This is a genomic window from Stenotrophomonas sp. 71799_Sma (assembly GCF_056482505.1).
Genome location: NZ_CM151202.1, coordinates 608,039 through 621,372 on the forward strand (window position 1 = coordinate 608,039; position 13,334 = coordinate 621,372).

General features: G+C 65.6%; 9 protein-coding genes and 1 pseudogene. 6 read left to right on the top strand and 4 right to left on the bottom strand.

The window, feature by feature from the left end:
• Window positions 1-154: 154 nt before the first annotated feature.
• From rfbB to rfbD, 4 genes are read left to right on the top strand one after another with little or no spacing between them, the layout of a single operon-like run.
• Window positions 155-1,210, top strand: coding sequence for a dTDP-glucose 4,6-dehydratase (rfbB, locus tag ACZK4Z_RS02760; protein ID WP_125892527.1), 1,056 nt, complete (start codon window positions 155-157; stop codon window positions 1,208-1,210).
• Window positions 1,211-1,224: 14 nt separating this feature from the next.
• Complete coding sequence (rfbA, locus tag ACZK4Z_RS02765) at window positions 1,225-2,112, top strand: glucose-1-phosphate thymidylyltransferase RfbA (RefSeq protein WP_125892528.1); 888 nt, start codon at window positions 1,225-1,227, stop codon at window positions 2,110-2,112.
• Window positions 2,109-2,666 (top strand): dTDP-4-dehydrorhamnose 3,5-epimerase, encoded by a 558-nt coding sequence (gene rfbC, locus ACZK4Z_RS02770; protein ID WP_125892530.1) that lies wholly within the window; start codon window positions 2,109-2,111, stop codon window positions 2,664-2,666. Before rfbA ends, rfbC begins: the two co-directional genes overlap by 4 nt.
• Window positions 2,663-3,556: a dTDP-4-dehydrorhamnose reductase gene (gene rfbD / locus ACZK4Z_RS02775; RefSeq protein WP_478451174.1), complete on the top strand. Its 894-nt coding sequence runs from the start codon at window positions 2,663-2,665 to the stop codon at window positions 3,554-3,556. Before rfbC ends, rfbD begins: the two co-directional genes overlap by 4 nt.
• 52 nt (window positions 3,557-3,608) lie before the next feature.
• On the opposite strand, the gene ACZK4Z_RS02780 is transcribed toward rfbD, so the two are convergent.
• From ACZK4Z_RS02780 to ACZK4Z_RS02790, 3 genes are all read right to left on the bottom strand, one after another.
• A complete protein-coding gene (locus tag ACZK4Z_RS02780) occupies window positions 3,609-5,012 on the bottom strand; it encodes a mannose-1-phosphate guanylyltransferase/mannose-6-phosphate isomerase (protein WP_100437840.1) in 1,404 nt (467 codons plus the stop codon).
• 12 nt (window positions 5,013-5,024) lie between these two features.
• The gene (locus ACZK4Z_RS02785; RefSeq protein WP_125892535.1) at window positions 5,025-6,371 is read right to left on the bottom strand and encodes a phosphohexomutase domain-containing protein; all 1,347 of its coding nucleotides are present in this window, start codon (window positions 6,369-6,371) and stop codon (window positions 5,025-5,027) included.
• 96 nt (window positions 6,372-6,467) lie between these two features.
• A complete protein-coding gene (locus tag ACZK4Z_RS02790) occupies window positions 6,468-9,785 on the bottom strand; it encodes a DEAD/DEAH box helicase (protein WP_125892537.1) in 3,318 nt (1,105 codons plus the stop codon).
• A gap of 160 nt (window positions 9,786-9,945) precedes the next feature.
• Here ACZK4Z_RS02790 and ACZK4Z_RS02795 point away from each other — a divergent pair, with 160 nt between their 5' ends.
• Together ACZK4Z_RS02795 and ACZK4Z_RS02800 are read left to right on the top strand one after the other, a co-directional pair.
• Entirely contained in the window at window positions 9,946-10,677 is a 732-nt protein-coding gene (locus ACZK4Z_RS02795; RefSeq protein WP_125892539.1) for a CoA transferase subunit A, read from the top strand.
• Window position 10,678: 1 nt separating this feature from the next.
• Window positions 10,679-11,308, top strand: a complete 630-nt coding sequence (locus ACZK4Z_RS02800; protein ID WP_125892541.1) for a CoA transferase subunit B — start codon at window positions 10,679-10,681, stop codon at window positions 11,306-11,308.
• Between the two features lie 633 nt (window positions 11,309-11,941).
• Here ACZK4Z_RS02800 and ACZK4Z_RS02805 read toward each other — a convergent pair.
• Window positions 11,942-13,231 (bottom strand): annotated as a pseudogene (locus tag ACZK4Z_RS02805) (glycoside hydrolase family 99-like domain-containing protein); the annotation flags it as partial.
• Window positions 13,232-13,334: the final 103 nt, after the last annotated feature.

The following is a 13,334-nucleotide window of genomic DNA, read 5'->3' on the forward strand; positions in this document are numbered from 1 at the left end:
CGTATGGTTATGTTGCGGTGCGACAAGGGTATGCCGGATGCTATGCCTCGTTCACGGTGCGAAGGCAGTCGTGAAGGTGCCCCCGATGTATCCTGTTGCGCTGAACCGGGTTGCGGCATGCGACCGATATGAATCATCAACAGGAGAACAGGTAGTGCCCACATGGCTTGTCACCGGCGGTGCCGGATTCATTGGCGGTAACTTTGTTCTCGAAGCTGTCGCCCGCGGCGTCAAGGTCATCAACCTCGATGCGCTGACCTACGCCGGCAACCTGAAGACCCTGTCCAGCCTCGAAGGCAACGCCAACCACGTGTTCGTGCAGGGCGACATCGGTGACCGCGAGCTGGTAGCGCGTCTGTTGGCCGAGCACCGCCCGGACGCTGTGCTCAATTTCGCCGCCGAAAGCCACGTGGACCGTTCCATCGACGGCCCGGGCGCGTTCATCCAGACCAACGTGGTCGGCACCCTGGGCCTGCTGGAAGCAGTGCGCGACTACTGGAAGACGCTGCCGGTCGAACAGGGCACGGCCTTCCGTTTCCTGCACGTGTCCACCGACGAGGTGTACGGCACGCTGGGTGAGACCGGCAAATTCAGCGAAACCACTCCGTACGCCCCGAATTCGCCGTACTCGGCGTCGAAGGCGGCTTCGGACCATCTGGTGCGTGCGTTCCACCACACCTACGGGTTGCCAGTGCTGACCACCAACTGCTCCAACAACTACGGCCCGTACCACTTCCCCGAGAAGCTGATCCCGCTGGTGATCGCCAAGGCGCTGGCCGGCGAGCCGCTGCCGGTGTACGGCGACGGCAAGCAGGTGCGTGACTGGCTGTTCGTGTCCGACCACTGCGAAGCGATCCGTACCGTGCTGGCCAAGGGCCAGGTCGGCGAGACCTACAACGTCGGCGGCAACTCGGAAAAGCAGAACATCGAAGTGGTGCAGGCCATCTGCGCGCTGCTCGATGCGCGCCGCCCGCGTGCGGATGGCCAGCCGCGCAGCAGCCAGATCACCTACGTCACCGACCGCCCGGGCCATGACCGCCGTTACGCGATCGATGCGTCGAAGCTGAAGAACGATCTGGGCTGGGAACCGGCCTATACCTTCGAGCAGGGCATTGCCTTCACCGTCGACTGGTACCTGGACAACCAGGACTGGGTCAACGGTGTGCTCGACGGCAGCTACCGTCTGCAGCGCATCGGCACCACGGCTTGAATCCAGGAGACACCATGACCCAGCGCAAGGGCATCATCCTCGCCGGTGGTTCCGGCACCCGCCTCTATCCGATCACCAAGGGCGTCAGCAAGCAGCTGCTGCCGGTGTACGACAAGCCGATGATCTACTACCCGCTCAGCGTGCTGATGCTGGCGGGCATCCGTGAAGTGCTGATCATCAACACCCCGCACGAGCAGGCGTTGTTCCAGCAGTTGCTGGGCGATGGTTCGCAGTGGGGCATGGATATCCAGTACGCGGTGCAGCCGAGCCCGGATGGGCTGGCCCAGGCCTACCTGATCGGCCGCGACTTCGTCGCCGGCAAGCCGAGCTGCCTGGTGCTGGGCGACAACATCTTCCACGGCCACGGTTTGCGTGAAGTGTTGAAGCGCGCCGATGAGCGCGTGGATGGTGCGACCGTGTTCGGCTACTGGGTGAACGACCCGGAGCGTTATGGCGTCGCAGAGTTCGACACGAGCGGCAAGGTCATCGATCTGGTCGAGAAGCCGGAGAATCCCCGTTCGAACTACGCAGTCACCGGCCTGTACTTCTACGATGGCAAGGCCAGTGACTACGCTTCCGAGCTGAAGCCGTCGCCGCGCGGCGAGCTGGAGATCACCGATCTCAACAAGCGTTACCTGGAAGAAGGCAATCTGCACCTGGAGGCACTCGGCCGTGGCTATGCCTGGCTCGATACCGGCACTCACCAGTCGCTGCTGGAAGCTTCCAACTTCATCGAGACCATCCAGACCCGCCAGGGGCTGCAGGTCTGTTGCCCTGAAGAAATCGCTTTCGGCAAGGGTTGGATAAGCGCCGAACAGTTGCAGGCGCTGGCCGCGCCGTTGATCAAGAATGGCTATGGTCAGTACTTGAACAAGCTGGCTGAACGAGGCGTAGTGCCGTGAAGATCGTTGAGACTTCGCTGGCAGGATGCCGGGTGATCGAACCGGCAGTGTTCGGCGACTCGCGCGGATTCTTCTTTGAGACCTGGAATGCCGAACGCTTCCAGGACCAAGGCCTGCCGGGCAGTTTCGTGCAGAGCAACGTATCCTCGTCCGCCCGCGGTGTGCTGCGCGGTTTGCACTACCAATGGCCACGCCCGCAGGGCAAGCTGGTCAGCGTGCTGGAGGGCGAGGTCTATGACGTGGCCGTGGACATCCGTCGTGGCTCGCCGACCTTCGGCCAGTGGGAAGCGGTGGTGCTGAGTGCGGAAAACAGGAAGCAGTTCTGGATTCCGGAAGGCTTCGCGCATGGGTTTGCCGTGCTCTCCGAACGTGCGCTGTTCAGCTACCTGTGCACCGATGTCTACGTCAAGGAGGCGGATGCGGGTATCCGCTGGAACGATGCTGATATCGCGGTGGACTGGCCGGTCAGCGCACCGACTCTGTCGGCCAAAGACGAGAACGCGCCGTTCCTGAAGGACATCGCTGAAGATCGCTTGCCGGTCTACGTGCCATGACCGTTCTGGTGTTCGGTGGCAATGGCCAGGTCGGCCAGGAGCTGCTACGCGCGCTGACGCTGCTGGGTGAAGTGGTTGCCACCACCCGCAGTGGTCAGCTGCCTGATGGCAGCGCCTGCGAGGTGGCTGATTTCGGCCAGCCTGACACTCTGCCGGCCCTTCTGGATCGTCTCCAGCCGTCGGTAGTGGTGAACGCGGCCGCCTACACGGCGGTGGACCGCGCCGAACAGGACGTCGATGCGGCCTTCGCTGCCAACGCGCAGGCACCGGGCGTGATTGCACGCTGGTGCGCCGTCCATCGCGTGCCCTTCGTGCATTACTCCACCGACTACGTGTTCGATGGCCAGGGCAGCGCGCCCTACCGCGAAGACGAGCCGACCGCGCCATTGGGTGTGTATGGCGCCAGCAAGCGTGATGGCGAAGAGGCCGTGCGCGCTGCCGGTGGCCGCCATCTGATCTTCCGCACGGCGTGGGTGTACGCCTCGCATGGCGCCAATTTCCTGCGCACGATGCTGCGGGTGGGTGCCGAGCGCGACCAGTTGCGTGTGGTAGCCGATCAGATCGGCACGCCGACACCGGCTGCGCTGATCGCTGATGTCACCGCGCAGGCACTGCAGCATCCGGGGCAGCTGTCCGGCACCTGGCATCTGACGGCCAGCGGCCAGACCAGCTGGCACGGGTTCGCCGAGGCGATCTTCGCCGAAGCGCTGGCGACCGGCGTGTTGGCGAAGGTGCCGACCGTCGAGGCGATTCCCAGTTCCGAGTACCCGACCCCGGCCAAGCGCCCGGCCTGGTCGGTGCTGGACAACCGCAAGCTGCAGCAGGATTTCGGCATCGTGCTGCCGACATGGCAGGACGGCCTGAAGCGGGTGATGGCGGAGATTGCCTGACCCGGTAGGCGACGTGCCGACCGACGGTCGGCACCCGCCGCAGGGCGTCGGATCAACTACGCCCGTACGTGTCCTCGAAACGCACGATGTCATCCTCCCCCAGGTAACTGCCGGACTGCACCTCGATCAGCTCCAGCGGCAGCTTGCCCGGGTTTCGCAGGCGATGGGTCACGCCCAGCGGGATGTACGTGCTCTGGTTCTCGCTGAGCAGGATCACCTCGTCGCCGCGGGTCACCTCGGCGGTGCCGCTGACCACGATCCAGTGCTCGGCGCGATGGTGATGCATCTGCAGGCTGAGCGTACCGCCGGGCTTGACGGTGATGCGCTTGACCTGGAAACGCTCGCCGTTGTCGATCGAATCGTAGGCGCCCCACGGGCGGTAGACCTTGCGATGCCAGGTGGCCTCGCTGCGACCGTCGGCCTTCAGCTGCGCCACTACGGTCTTGACCTCCTGCATGCGGTCGGCCTTGCCGACCAGCACCGCATCGTCGGTCTCGACCACGATCACGTCATCCAGGCCGACCAGTGCCACCAGGCGCTGTGCATAGGCATAGGTGTTGCGGCAGTCGATCGCGATCACGTCGCCCTGGTGCGCATTGCCATCGCCATCCTGATGCGAGACATCGCGCAGTGCGGTCCACGAACCGACGTCGTTCCAGCCGGCATCCAGCGGAATCACCACGGCGTCTTCGGTTTTTTCCATCACGGCATAGTCGATGGAATCGGAGGGAACGGTGGCGAACGCCTCCTTGTCGAGGCGGGTGAAATCCGAATCGCGACGGGCCTGCTGCCAGGCCTGGCGGCTGCTGGCCAGCATGTCGGGCTGGAAGCGCTCCAGTTCCTGCAGGTAGCGCGAGGCCTTGAACAGGAACATGCCGCTGTTCCAGTAGTACTGGCCGCTGGCCACATAGCCGGTGGCGGTGTCCAGGTCGGGCTTTTCGACGAAACGCTCGACGGCACGCAGGCCCTGCCCATTGGCGGCCTTGATATAGCCGTAGCCGGTTTCCGGACCGGTCGGCACGATGCCGAAGGTCACCAGCTTGCCGGCTTCGGCAGCGCTGGCTGCAGCCTGCACGACTGCACGGAACGCAGCCTCATCGGTGATCACATGGTCCGAGGGCAGCACCAGCAGCAGCGCATCGGCGCCGTCGCGGGTGGCCTCCAATGCTGCGACCGCAATCGCCGGCGCCGTATTGCGGCCAACCGGTTCCAGGATGATGGCAGCCGGCTCGGCGCCGACCTGCTGCAGCTGCTCGGCAGCGACGAAGCGGTGCTCTTCGTTGGCGATCACCAAAGGGCCGTGGGTGGCGATGGGCGCGACGCGCTGCCAGGTGGCCTGCAGCATCGTCTGTTCGCCTGCCAGCGGCAGGAACTGCTTCGGATACGCCTCGCGCGACAGTGGCCACAGGCGGGTGCCGGAACCACCGGACAGGATGACGGGCTGGATGTTGCTCATGATCTTCCTTGATTACTGCTGGATAAGGCGGGAGATTTCGTCGGTGCGCGCCTGCATCAGCGCTGCGTCGCCGCGGGCTTCAACGTTCAGGCGCAGCAGCGGCTCGGTGTTGGAACTGCGCAGGTTGAAGCGCCAGTCGCCGAAATCGGCGCTGATGCCATCGGTATGGTCCAGCGCGGGCGACCGCGCGGCGAAGTGCTCCATCACGCGGGCCACGGCGGCCTTGGCATCGGCCACCTTGAAGTTGATCTCGCCGCTGCAGGGATAGGCCGCCATGCGGTCTTCGACCCAGTCGGCCAGCGAGCGGCCGCTCTCGGAAATCAGCTGCGCGATCAGCAGCCACGGGATCATGCCGGAGTCGGCATAGGCGAATTCGCGGAAGTAGTGGTGGGCGCTCATCTCGCCGCCGTACACCGCATCTTCGGCGCGCATCTTTTCCTTGATGAAAGCGTGGCCGCTCTTGCACAGCACCGGCACGCCGCCTGCCTGTTCAACCATTTCCACGGTGTTCCAGACCAGCCGCGGGTCATGCACGATCTTGCCGCCGGGATTGCGTGCCAGGATGGCCTTGGCCAGCAGGCCGACCAGATAGTAGCCCTCGATGAAGCGGCCGGTATGGTCGAAGAAGAAGCAGCGGTCGAAGTCACCGTCCCAGGCAATGCCGAAGTCGGCGCCGTGTTCGCGCACCGCATTGGCGGTGGCGGCGCGGTTTTCCGGCAGCAGCGGGTTGGGAATGCCATTGGGGAAGCTGCCATCGGGTTCGTGGCAGATGCGGATGAACTCGAACGGCAGGTGCGGTGCCAGCAGGTCGACGATGGCGCCCGCACCACCGTTGCCGGCATTGACCACCAGCTTCAGCGGCTTGAGCTTGGCGGCGTCGACGTAGCTCAGCAGATGCTGGACATAGGCGCTCTTGTCATGCTGGGCGGTCTGCCCGGCGCGTGGCGGCTGGGCCTCGGACGTATCGACGGCGACCGCATCGGAGATCGCGAACAGGCCGGTATCGGAGCTGATCGGGCGGGCGTTCTCCTTGACCAGCTTCATCCCGTTGTAGTCCATCGGGTTGTGGCTGGCGGTCACCATCACACCGCCGGCTGCGCCGAGGTGATCGGTCTGGAAGTAGACCTCTTCGGTACCGCACAGACCGATGTCGATTACCTCACGACCGGTACCACGCAGGCCTGCGGCCAGTGCATCCTGCAGCGCCGGGCTGGTCAGGCGCACATCGTGGCCGAGGACCACCGGGCCGGGAGCGAGCTGCGCAGCCAGGGCGACGCCGATGCGGCGCGCCAGGTCTTCGTTCAGTTCTTCCGGCACGCGGCCGCGGATATCGTAGGCCTTGAAGGCGGGCAGGGGCATCGATCAGATCCTTTGTGAGCTCAGCCCTCAATTGTAGTCCCAGTCCCGTTTGGGAATCGTTTCCATCGGAGAACGCCACCTGACTGGCGCCACGGATCAGGCCTGCGGCGATCGTCGGCCTGGCCGGCGGGTGCGCTTGGCCGGCAGGCCCGGCAACGGCGCCAGCAGCGCCTGGACGTCTTCCTCACTGAAGCGTGGACCCGTGCTGCCGCCGCCTTCCAGAATCGATTCCGCCAGAAGGGCCTTGCGTTCCTGCAGCTCGGCAATCCGTTCTTCGATGCTGCCTGCGGCGATCAGCCGGTAGACGAACACCGGCTGCTGCTGGCCGATGCGGTGGGCGCGGTCACTGGCCTGGTTTTCGGCCGCCGGATTCCACCAGGGATCGAAGTGGATGACGGTGTCTGCAGCAGTCAGGTTCAACCCGACGCCACCGGCCTTCAGGCTGATAAGGAACACGGGTACCTCGCCCTGCATGAAGCGCTGCACCGGTGTGGCCCGGTCCTGGGTATCGCCGGTCAGCGTCACATAGGCCAGCCCGAGCTCCTCCAGCGCCTGCGCGATCAGCGCCAGCATGCCGGTGAACTGCGAGAACACCAGGATCCGCCGGCCTTCCTCGACCATCGACGGCAGCATGTCGCGCAGCAGCTCCAGCTTGGCCGAGCCGGCATTGCGTGCAGGGGCGTCGCCCGGCAGCAGGCGCGGATCGCAGCAGACCTGGCGCAGCTTCAGCAAGGCATCCAGCACCACGATATGGCTGCGCGCCAACCCGCTGCCGCTGATGGCTTCGCGCACCTGCTTTTCCATCGCCGCACGCACGGTTTCATAGAGATCACGCTGGCCACCCTCCATCTCCACCGCGCGGGTAATGAGGGTCTTGGGCGGAAGCTCTGACGCGACCTGATCCTTGCGCCGGCGCAGGATGAAGGGGCGCAGACGCTGCGCCAGCAACGTGGCGCGACGGTGGTCGCTGCCGCGTTCGATCGGATGGCGCCAATGCTGGTTGAACTGCTTTTCGCTGCCGAGCAGGCCGGGCAGCAGGAAATCGAACTGCGTCCACAGTTCGCCCAGATGGTTCTCCAGCGGCGTACCGGTCAGGCACAGGCGATGACGCGCCTGCAGCGTGCGCAGGGTGACCGCCGCCCGCGATTTCGGGTTCTTCACCTGCTGGGCCTCGTCGAGGATCAGCAGATGGTAGGTATGTGCCTGCAGCGCCTGCTCGTCGCGCCAAAGCAGGGGATACGTGGTCAGTACAAGATCGTGCTCGGGGATCGCCTCGAACAGCACTTCACGTGCCGGTCCGTGCAGGGTCAGTACGCGCAGGCCCGGGGTGAAGCGTGCCGCTTCGCTCTGCCAGTTGTGCAGCAGCGAGGTCGGCACCACCAGCAGCGCCGGGCGGTCCAGGCGGCCACTTTCCTTCTCGACCAGCAGATGCGCCAGTGTCTGCAGGGTCTTGCCCAGCCCCATGTCATCGGCCAGCACCCCGCCCAGCCCCTGCTGGCGCAGGTACTGCAGCCACGACAGGCCCTCCAGCTGGTAGGGACGCAGCGTTGCCACCAGCCCCGCCGGTGGCGGCACTTCGCCCAGTGCGGGTGCCTGCATCAGCCGCTGCACCAGCGCCTGGGTATCCTTGCGGCCCCGGAACTGCAGGCGCGCCGTGTCCTGCAGTGCCTGCAGGCGGCCACGGTCAAGCGCTGACAAGCGCAGCGGCGCGCCACGCTGGGCGAACAGGTCCGCCAACAGGGCCATGATCGGCTTCAGTCGCGCGGCCCGCAGTGCCAGGCGGGTGTTGTCGCCTGCCATCAACAGGATGTTCTCGTCATCGCCGATGGCGTCCAGCTGGCCACGCATCCAGCGGGGATCGGACTGCAGCACCTGCTGCAGCAGCGGAACCATCGATACGTTGCGGCCTTCCACCTGGATGTCCAGACCCAGGTTGAACCAGCCCGCATCCGTCGGGTCCGCCTGGATGTCCAGGTCGATCTCATCCACCCGGGTGATGCGATGGCGGAAGTCGTCGTCCGTCTCCACCTTCCAGCCCAAGGCTTCCAGGCGCGGCACGTCATCCAGCAGGAACCGTGTCCAGTCATGGGTGCGCAGCTGGAACTGCGGGCCAGCGCCGTCCAATGGCGCCCGCGGGTCTGTGTCGCGATACAGTCCCACTGTGCGCAGCTCGGCCTCGCGCCGTGATTCCTCAGCCAGGTCACGGGGCAGCAGGGCGAGCTGGCCCTCCGGATCGAGTGCGAACAGGCTCGGATCATCCAGGAACCGCACGTGCTCGTCGTACTCGAAGGCCACGGTCGCGATATCGGCCCATTGCGACGGGTCGCGGCGGCCGAGCCACGCCGGCCGGAACTCAATCGTATGCAGGCGCAGCACGGGGATCATCGCGCTGATCTGCAGGGTGGGCAGTGTGTCGCTTGCACCGGGGCGCGGCAGGGCAGGGTCGATCTGTTGCAGCATCTGTGCGACCACCGCTTCTTCGTTGGGTAACAGATTGGGCAGGCTCAGGAAGGCGTCGGCGTCCTCGGCCCTGACATCCAGCAGCAGCGGACCGACCTCGCCGGTGACCGGGTCCAGATAGCACGCACTCCGGCCCAGGACCACGCCTCTGGCGCCGCCCTCCACGCTCAACGTGGGTTCCAGCAGCGTCGCGCCCTGCGTCATGCCAACGGTCCAGCCCAGTTCGCCGCGGCGTGGAGCTCCTGACCGGGCCGGCACGTCGCCGTGCGTACCGCAGGAGACCCAGCCATGGCCGCTGGAGACGATCAACTGCAGGGTGGCCGCGAAGTCGATCCATTCGTCCTTCGTCGCGGGCTGCCGCTGGGTGCGTAGCTGGATCATCACCGCCAGATCAGTCGGCGTGAGATAGGTCGGAGGATCCAGCAGCAGGTCCGCGGTGATATCCATCCACTTGCCCATGCTGATCGCACCATCGGTCCCGTACTTGACGCGCCGGACCAGCACGGCGGGGTGGTGGTTGTAGGTGGACAGTTCGAAGATGACACCGTTCCGGCGTGGCTGGGCCGGCCGGATCCGCGCGCTCTGCCAACGCGAAAGCTCCGCCAGCAGTTCAGGACGCGGCGGTTGCGCCAGGTCCTGTTCGGTCAGGGGACTCTCGTCGTCCATGGCAAGCGAATCCAGCATGTACGAGACCAGCACCGCCGCCACATGCTTGCAGGTGCGGCCGACGGGGCAGGAACAGGCACTCTGCAGGCGGCTGCGCGCGGTGCGCGTACTGGCCGTCAGATCGATCTCCACGTAGTAGGGATGCCTGGCCGAACCCTGTACCTCGGCCGTCAGCAGGCCATCGCGAAGTTGCCGGTTGCGCACGCCACCCAGGCACTGCTCGCTTTTCTGCAGTGTCCATTCGTCGATCCAGCGGAACAGGTCTTCGTCTGTGAAGGTCGGCGTCATCGTAGATCGAGGGGCGTAGGCGCTGAAGCACCCTTCTGCGTGGAATCGCCCATTCTACCCAATGCCCGCCTGGTGCTCCGTCAATGCTGCGGCGCATCCAGGCCCTTCGCCGCCCTCCAGCTAGAATGCGGTCATCCTCAACGTGCAGGGTAGTACAGCAATGCAGCAATCGACTTCCACCGGCAAGCGCGGCAAGCGCTTCGCCAGTGCGGCGGAGGCCCTGCAAGGGGTGGTCGCCGATGGCCAGACGCTGGCCGTGGGCGGCTTCGGCCTGTGTGGCATTCCCGAGGCCCTGATCGCCGCGCTGCGTGACAGTGGCGCCAAGGGCCTGACCGTGATCTCCAACAATGCCGGCGTCGATGGTTTCGGCCTGGGCCAGCTGCTGGAAACCCGGCAGATCAAGAAGATGATCTCGTCCTACGTGGGCGAGAACAAGGAATTCGAGCGCCAGTTCCTGGCCGGCGAGCTGGAGCTGGAATTCAACCCGCAGGGCACCCTGGCCGAGCGCCTGCGTGCCGGCGGCGCGGGCATCCCGGCGTTCTTCACTGCCACCGGCTACGGCACCGTGGTGGCCGAGGACAAGGAAACCCGCGAGTTCGACGGCAAGCACTACGTGATGGAGACCGCGCTGCGTGCCGATGTCGCGCTGGTCAAGGCGTGGAAGGCCGACGAAGCAGGCAACCTGGTGTTCCGCAAGACCGCGCGCAACTTCAACCCGGCCTGCGCGATGGCCGGCAAGGTCTGCATCGTGGAAGTGGAGGAGGTGGTGCCGGTCGGCGCCATCGATCCGGACCAGGTGCACCTGCCGGGTATCTACGTGCACCGCATCGTGCACAACCCGCATCCAGAAAAGCGTATCGAACAGCGCACCATCCGCGCAGAGGGCAACTGACATGGCGTGGACCCGCGATGAGATGGCGGCACGTGCCGCCCGCGAACTGACCGATGGTGCCTACGTGAACCTGGGCATCGGCCTGCCGACCCTGGTTGCCAACCACATCCCCGAAGGCGTGGACGTGTGGCTGCAGTCGGAAAACGGCCTGCTCGGTATCGGCCCGTTCCCGACCGATGCCGAAGTCGATGCCGACCTGATCAACGCCGGCAAGCAGACCGTGACCGCACGTGCCGGTGCCAGCTACTTCGGCAGCCACGACAGCTTTGCGATGATCCGCGGCGGCCATGTCAACCTGGCCATCCTCGGCGCCATGCAGGTCACCGACAAGGGTGACCTGGCCAACTGGATGGTGCCCGGCAAGATGGTCAAGGGCATGGGCGGCGCGATGGATCTGGTGGCCGGCGTGCAGCGCGTGGTGGTATTGATGGAGCACACCGCCAAGAACGGCGAACACAAGATCCTGGCCGAATGCACGCTGCCGCTGACCGGTGTGGGCGTGGTCGACCGCATCATCACCGATCTGGCCGTGTTCGACGTGACTGACAATGGCCTGCTGCTGGTGGAAGCCGCGCCGGGTGTCAGCGATGAAGAACTGAAGGAAAAGACGGGCGTCGCGTTCCAGCGCTGAAGTCAACGATGTTGCCGCGCAGCGCCAGCCTCAGGGCTGGCGTTGTGGGCCTGCGACGACGTAGCCTGCGTTGGCAACAAGGTCCGGCAGCAACTGTATGACCGAGTCAAATGCACTGTCGTTGTCCAGCTCAGTGGGATAGCAGTGCGCATCCAGTAGGGATCGCAGCGCCGCTGCCCGCAGCCACATCGTGTCTGCTGCCTGCGGCGTTGGCGCGCGCGTCAGCCCAAGCCGGGCTGCCCAGCGCAGATGACTGCGCGAAACGACGATTGCCTCCCGGGTGGATGTCGCGAGCATGCCCAGCGCAGGCTTCTCGCTGAACTGCTGAAGCGCGGCATCGATAGCGGCCGCCCCGGGTAGCTGCTGTCCAGCTTCGCGGCTTCCGCGCAGATCCAGCCAGCAGGCCAGCAACGATGGATCCGGACCGAAGGTTTCCAGAGTCTGCAGGATGCTGGGCAATACATTGCCAGCATGGCCGATGATATCGACCGCAGCGTCCTGCGGGCGTAGCGCGGTTGGAATGAACACTCGGTAGCTCACCCCCAGTTTGCACGCGGCATCACAAGCGGTGGTGATCAACTCGGGATCATCAATGAGAACCAGCAGGCAAACCTGCAGGGGTGAGGCGAGCGGAGTCGGGGACAGCGCTTGGCGCGTCGCGTCGAGCCAGGCATGCCCAAGCCGTGCATCCGGTTCCAGCACGGCGCCTTCTGCCCATTCGTTCCAGGCGTTGATGAACACCATCCGCTGGGTCGCCGGCGCCGGGGCCAGGCGTTCATGGATCGTGGTATGCAGCCAGTCGCGGTAGCCACGTGGTGAAGCGTGCAGGTAAACGCGGCCGCGACCGGAACGACGTGCTTCGTTGTCCCAACCAGGGTTTACGCCTGGGTATAGCGGATAGTCCGGCAGCGGGCGTGCTGCGATTTCTGCAGCCAGTTCGCGCCAGTCGCGCACATCGCCATTGAAGGCCGGATTGAGCAGCCATTGTTGCGCCGACAGCGAACGCGGATTACTCATGTTCGGCGGGAACTCTACTGCCGCATCGAACCCGATGTCGCGTGGATCCGGGCGCTCGAAGCCCTGCACGTACGCCAGGTGGATCTCGCCGACACCGTTGTCGCGACACCAGCGACGCCAGCGTTCGGCGGTCGCACGGGCGTCTGGCAGCAGGTGCGGGCGATAGACCAGCAGCATCGGCCGGCCCTCGACCTTCAATGCGCGGCGGTCGCGCAGGTAGGGCGCGACATGTGCGATGAAGGCCAGATCGTCCTCGGCGCTGTGCTGCTGGCCGATCAGGATGTCCTCGTCGCGGCCGTCCCAGCGTCGTGCCCAGTTCTCGTTGGCCCAGCACAGGCAGAACGGCAGTTCGATGCTGTCGTCTTCCAACCATTGGCGCAGCGGATCCTCCATCAGGGTGCGGCCGCTGAACCAGTAGTAGTAGAAGCAGAACGCGCCGATGCCGTACTCAGCTGCGAGGCGTGCCTGGTCCCGCATCACATGAGGGTTGCGCAGGTCATAGAAGCCCAGGTCTGCAGGCAGGCGCGGCTGGATGTGGCCCTCGAACTGCGGCAGGGCGCGGGTCACGTTGCGCCACTCGGTAAAGCCCTTGCCCCACCAGGCGTCGTTCTCTGGGAAGGTGTGGAACTGCGGCAGGTAGAAAGCGACCAGCGTCGCCGGCATGGGCGACGGCAATGCTCCCTCGCGCCAGGGCACGTGGCCGATCGCCGGCTCGTCGGCACGCCGGCGCAGCTGGGCGCTGGCGCGCGTGCCCCCCTCATCCTGCTGTCCCTTGGGCGGCGGCGGCACCCAGTCGCCATGCCGTGCCAACAGCCGGGTGCGCAATCGGTCGCGCTGCGCCTGCGGCAATGGCAAGGCCCGGAACAGGGCGCGCAGCAACGGGAACAGCGACTGGCGCAGGCTCATCGGGCGGGGCCTCGCGACAGGGGGCGGTAGGACGGGATCAGCATCTGGGCAACAGTCATGGCGCCATTTTCGGTGCTGGCGGCCATGACGGCAAACGGCGGCG

What these genes read in the sequence shown, in the direction of transcription:
- rfbA (WP_125892528.1), top strand. Translation starts at nt 1,225, where the DNA reads ATGACCCAGCGCAAGGGCATCATCCTCGCCGGTGGTTCCGGCACCCGC.
- ACZK4Z_RS02785 (WP_125892535.1), bottom strand. Translation starts at nt 6,371, where the DNA reads ATGCCCCTGCCCGCCTTCAAGGCCTACGATATCCGCGGCCGCGTGCCG.
- rfbD (WP_478451174.1), top strand. Translation starts at nt 2,663, where the DNA reads ATGACCGTTCTGGTGTTCGGTGGCAATGGCCAGGTCGGCCAGGAGCTG.
- ACZK4Z_RS02800 (WP_125892541.1), top strand. Translation starts at nt 10,679, where the DNA reads ATGGCGTGGACCCGCGATGAGATGGCGGCACGTGCCGCCCGCGAACTG.
- ACZK4Z_RS02795 (WP_125892539.1), top strand. Translation starts at nt 9,946, where the DNA reads ATGCAGCAATCGACTTCCACCGGCAAGCGCGGCAAGCGCTTCGCCAGT.
- ACZK4Z_RS02790 (WP_125892537.1), bottom strand. Translation starts at nt 9,785, where the DNA reads ATGACGCCGACCTTCACAGACGAAGACCTGTTCCGCTGGATCGACGAA.
- ACZK4Z_RS02780 (WP_100437840.1), bottom strand. Translation starts at nt 5,012, where the DNA reads ATGAGCAACATCCAGCCCGTCATCCTGTCCGGTGGTTCCGGCACCCGC.